At 35.9% G+C, this 5,263-nt stretch carries 1 protein-coding gene and 1 pseudogene; both read left to right on the forward strand.

The window, feature by feature from the left end; genetic code table 11:
* Positions 1 to 77 precede the first annotated feature (77 nt).
* Positions 78 to 680, forward strand: a pseudogene (locus QOS06_RS10340) (group II intron maturase-specific domain-containing protein); the annotation flags it as partial.
* A 158-nt stretch (positions 681 to 838) separates the two neighbouring features.
* Positions 839 to 5,059: a glycosyl hydrolase 53 family protein gene (locus QOS06_RS10345; protein ID WP_283596020.1), complete on the forward strand. Its 4,221-nt coding sequence runs from the start codon at positions 839 to 841 to the stop codon at positions 5,057 to 5,059.
* Positions 5,060 to 5,263: the final 204 nt, after the last annotated feature.

Consider the following 5,263-nt stretch of genomic DNA (forward strand, 5'->3'; position numbering starts at 1 on the left):
ACCGCTGTATACGGAACCGTACGTACGGTGGTGTGAGAGGTCGATAATCGAACTAATCAATTATCTCCTACTCGATTGCGGATGATTGTAACATCTATGTTAAAAGTCAACGAGCCGGAGAACGAGTAATGCGAAGCATTACCCAGTTTCTAGAAAAGCGCTTGAAAGTTAAAGTGAACCCAGATAAAACCAAAGTCGGTAGCCCGCTACGGTTGAAGTTTCTTGGCTTTTCGTTGGGTGTAGACCACAATGGGGCCTACGCCCGTCCAGCTAAACAATCGCAACAACGAGTAAAGAAAGCGCTGAGGTTATTAACTAAACGTAATCGTGGAATATCTCTGACAAGAATGTTTGAAGAAATTCATCGAAAAATGCGTGGTTGGCTTCAGTACTACTCAATTGGGAAACTAACTAACTTTATTCAACGCCTCGACAAGTGGTTGAGGGTCCGAATAAGGCAGTATATCTGGAAGCAATGGAAAAAGTTTAAAACTAAGGTAACTAACTTACAGAAGTTGGGGCTGTCCCAGCGTGATGCATATGTCTTCGCTAGTACCCGCAAGGGCTACTGGCGAACTGCACATAGTAAGACCTTGAGCTATTCTCTAACTAATAGAAAACTGGAACAACTTGGACTTATGAATATGTCCAAGACGCTCCAGTCAATTCAATGTGATTAAGTTGTCGAACCGCCGTATACGGAACCGTACGTACGGTGGTGTGAGAGGTCGATAATCGAACTAATCAATTATCTCCTACTCGATTTAAGTATCTGATTGAAATGATTTAAAAGATGATTTATATTATTTAGATAAAACGTTATTGAAAGGGAAAAGTCATGGAAATAAAAAAGCATTTTAAATTATATAAAGATGGTAAAAAATGGTGTTGTGCAGCAATCGCAACTACTGCTTTAGGGATAGGACTTACTATTGGTTCGCCTAGTGTTTTAGCTGATGCAGATACTATTACATCTACTTCTGATGCTAATAATTCTTTAGTAAAAAACGATAATACTAGTGATACTGATTCTAATTCGGAGTCAACTTTTACTGACACAAACAAGAATAGTACTAATGAAAAAGAGATAAATGAGAATAAAAATATAGATTCAAGTCAACAGATTAATCAAGAACAAACTGAATCTAATAATAGTGAAGAACAAACAACTCCAGTTAACGTTAAAGCTGAAAATACAGATATTAAAGATAGTATTCCAGAGAAATCAACGCCAAATACTTTTAAAGAGATTAATGGTAGTACCTATTATTATGGTGAAAACGGTAATTTATACCGTAATCAGTTCTATAATAATTGGGGCCGTACGTATTACTTTCAAGCCAATGGTGCTAGGTTAGATAATGGATTCTATAATAATTGGGGCCGTACTTACTACTTCCAAAATGATGGTAGTCGTTTAGATAATAGCTTCTATAATAATTGGGGTCGTACGTATTACTTTGGTGTAGATGGTGCCCGTTGGGATAACCGTTACATGGTAAAATGGGGTCGTGCTTACTATTTTGGTAATGATGGGGCGCTTCTTCAAAACCAGCTTAAAAGTATAAATGGGATTAACTACTGGATTAATAATGAAGGAATTATTCCATTAAAAAATCAATTCTTAACAGCAAATGAGAACCAATTATTCTACTTTGATGGAAATGGATCATTAGTTGTTAATAAGTTTTATCATAACTGGGGTCACACCTACTACTTTGGTAATGATGGCGCTCGTTACACCGATCAATTCTTAAATAGAGATGGTAAGGTATACTACTTTGATAATCAAGGAATTATGTACCAAGACCAATATTACAAGAATTGGGGTCACACCTACTACTTTGGTTCCGATGGTGCTCGTTACACTGATCAATTCTTAAATAGAGATGGTAAGGTATACTACTTTGATAATCAAGGAATTATGTACCAAGACCAATATTACAAGAATTGGGGCCACACCTACTACTTTGGTTCCGATGGTGCTCGTTACACCGATCAATTCTTAAATAGAGATGGTAAGGTATACTACTTTGATAATCAAGGAATTATGGTTACTAATCAGGTAAGAGTCATTGATGGTAAAGGATACGAATTTAATGATAATGGTGAAGCGACCGAGACTTCCGATATGGGTCAAACTAGAGATACAGTAGCTAAGGAAGTTGCTCAGGCTTTGACTAACCAAGGTATTAAAGGTGTTAAATATGATTGGCGAAACACCAATAACGATTATCAAGAATTAGCGCTTCATGATATTGCACAAGAAGTAGCTCAAGGTGATACTAATCCTGATAAAAATGTAATTGAAAAGAAATTACAAGCTAATAACTTACTGAGTGGTAAGGTTTTAGTAGTATATTCTACTGATTTTACAAATGATGATCCTCAAAAGATTACTAATACCTTTATGAATAGTTATGACTTTACAAATACAGACAACTCGGTGCTTGGTGTTGGGGCAGACCTAAATAAAAATAAGTTAGTAATTATTTTATTTAAACCAGGAGAAAAAGCTGAACAACCACAAGCTACTTCCACGATTAGTGCTTCTATTTCAGATATCTTTAAGAAGGCTGGCGTAAATGTTGACGTAGATAATGGCTTAACTAAAGGAAGTGTAGTTAATAGTGCAGATCTCGGAAATGCTTTGACTAATGGAACTGCTGAACTTCTAAAAGGAGATAAAGGTACAATTATTAGTCAGGAGGTTCTTAAAACAATTTTTGCTGCTTTTTCAGGTAATACTTCTGCAGTAGAAGGCACTAAGAATTACTATAATGGTAATGATGCTTATCATTATGAATTCTGGCTAGAAGGTCAATCAGCTGATGACAAATTAAATAACTTCCTTGCACTTAACAAGGGTGCTAAATACGGAGATCAGCTAAAGGTAAATTACACTGCAACACTTGTATTCGGTCAAGAAACTGGTACTAACTCTAATGAGAGTAAGGTCCCTGCAAGTGAAAGAACAGATGAACAGTTAGACCTAGCTTATAAGACCGGGACTGATACAGGCCTTCGTTATGATAGTGTAAAAGTTGAAAAAATCCCTGGAATGACTGATGATATGATTCGTGGGGTTGATGTTTCGAGTTACCAAGCGCTGATAAATGCTGGTGTTAAGTTTTATGACTTTGATGGAAAAGAAGCTAATTTATTTAAAGTCCTAAAAGATGCTGGTGTTAACTGGGTTCGTTTACGGTTATGGAATGACCCATATAATGCTGAAGGACTGGGATACAGTGGCGGTACTAATGATGAAACTTCACTAGTTAAGATGGCTACAGATGCAACTAAATATGGAATGAAAGTACTTATTGACTTCCACTACTCTGACTTTTGGGCAGATCCTGCTAAGCAACCACTTCCTAAGGCATGGAAGAACTTATCAACAGATGACTTAAGCAATGAAATTGGCCTCTACACAAGCAAAGTACTTTCTGATCTTAAGAAGGCCGGAGCTAATGTCCAAATGGTTCAAGTTGGTAATGAGGTTACAAATGGTGCATTTGGTATTTGGACAGACCGCGACCATGGTGGTAATTGGGCTACAACTTGGGAAACTGCTGATGGGGCAAAAGTAGCTAAATATCTAGGAGTTGGAGCTAAAGCAGTTCGTCAAACATTACCAAATGCTAAAATTGCTATTCAATTAGAAACACCTAATATTAACAAATACCGAAGCATTATGACGGTTTTAAGAGATAATAATGTTGACTATGATTACTTAGGAACATCTTATTATCCATTTTGGTCCACACATGATGGAAATGGTTGGTATGATAATGTTGATCTGGGATACGGAGCAAGTACACCAACTAATTTAGAAGCTATCGAAAAGATGACTGAAAAAGAATTTGGCAAAAAGACGGTAGTTCTTGAAACAGGCTGGATTAATAATGTTAATGATGCCGATGGAACTGGAAACTCAATTAGTGCAAGTGGTGAAATTCAAGCATATAGTCATGATCCACAAGGCCAAGTAGATGCACTTTCAGACATGTATAAAGCATTAGTCAATCAGAATGGTGTAGGTGCATTTTATTGGGAGCCAGCATGGATTCCGGTAAAAGCAGGTTATGATAATTGGGATTATAATAAAAAAGTATCAGATGTTTATGGCACTGGATGGGCTTCTAAATATGCAGTAGGCTACGCACCTGATTCAGTAATGTACTGGAATAACCAACCTACTTGGGGTGGCACGACTTGGGATAATGTAACGTTATTTGATGATCAAGGATACCCTCTTCAATCATTAAATGTTTATAAAGGTATGTTAGAAGGTTATGAAAGTCCTGTTATGAAGAGTTCAGTAGTAATACCAACAATTACAAAACTATGGAATACTACTGATGTAACTCCTAATGATGGATTAACTGAAGGAACAAAGTTATCGACAGACCTTTTCGGAACTACTCAATTAAGTGGAAATGATGGTCAATTGATTGGTAATGCTGAATTAACTAAGCTAGCTGGACGGCTTAAAGATGGAATATCTTCAAAAGTATACACAGCAACAAATGGTGCACGGTATCACTATATTTACTGGCTTGAAGGCGGAAATAATAAGGTAAATACGTTTGTTTCTGCAAATAAAGATGCCAAGTATGGACAACCATTAATTGCAAATTATTCGGCAACTGTAGTCGTTGATTCTGAACCAGGTACTCAAGTAGCAACTTCTCCATTACAAATTAAAATATCTCAGGTTTGGAATACTGTTAACAATGAAGAAATTAAAATCGATAATCCTCTAAAGCAGGGAGACTTAATAACTGATAAAAGTGATGATGCATTTTCTAGTATCTTGAATTCAAAAGATATCGAAGAAGCTTTAACTGGAGAAAAGGGTAAAGAAGTTAGCGAAAGTACTGTTAATGATGTAAAGGGTCTTTTACCTAAAGAAGTAAAAGGAAGCAAAACGTATACAACTGCAGATGGAAATCAATATTATTATGATTTCTGGCTTGCATCCGTAGAAACTAGTAATGTAAACTATGGAGAACCTATTATTGTAAACTATACCGCATCCTTAAAATGGCTTGGTTAAGTAAAAGTTTAATAAATTTACCAAAGAGAAGTTTCTTATTAAATAGCAACTTCTCTTTTCTGTAAGAGATAATTTTTTCCTGAAAAAAGGTTTTCAAATTAAAAAAATATATTATGATAATAATGTTTACGCGATTTGCTAGTTCGTAACATTTAACAAAAAAAGCCTAACAAGGTTAGACTCAAAGTAGACTAAAAAAGGAGT

The sequence above is a fragment of the Limosilactobacillus sp. DJ3M12 genome (assembly GCF_947381695.1).
In the GTDB taxonomy this organism is placed as follows: domain Bacteria; phylum Bacillota; class Bacilli; order Lactobacillales; family Lactobacillaceae; genus Limosilactobacillus; species Limosilactobacillus kinnaridis.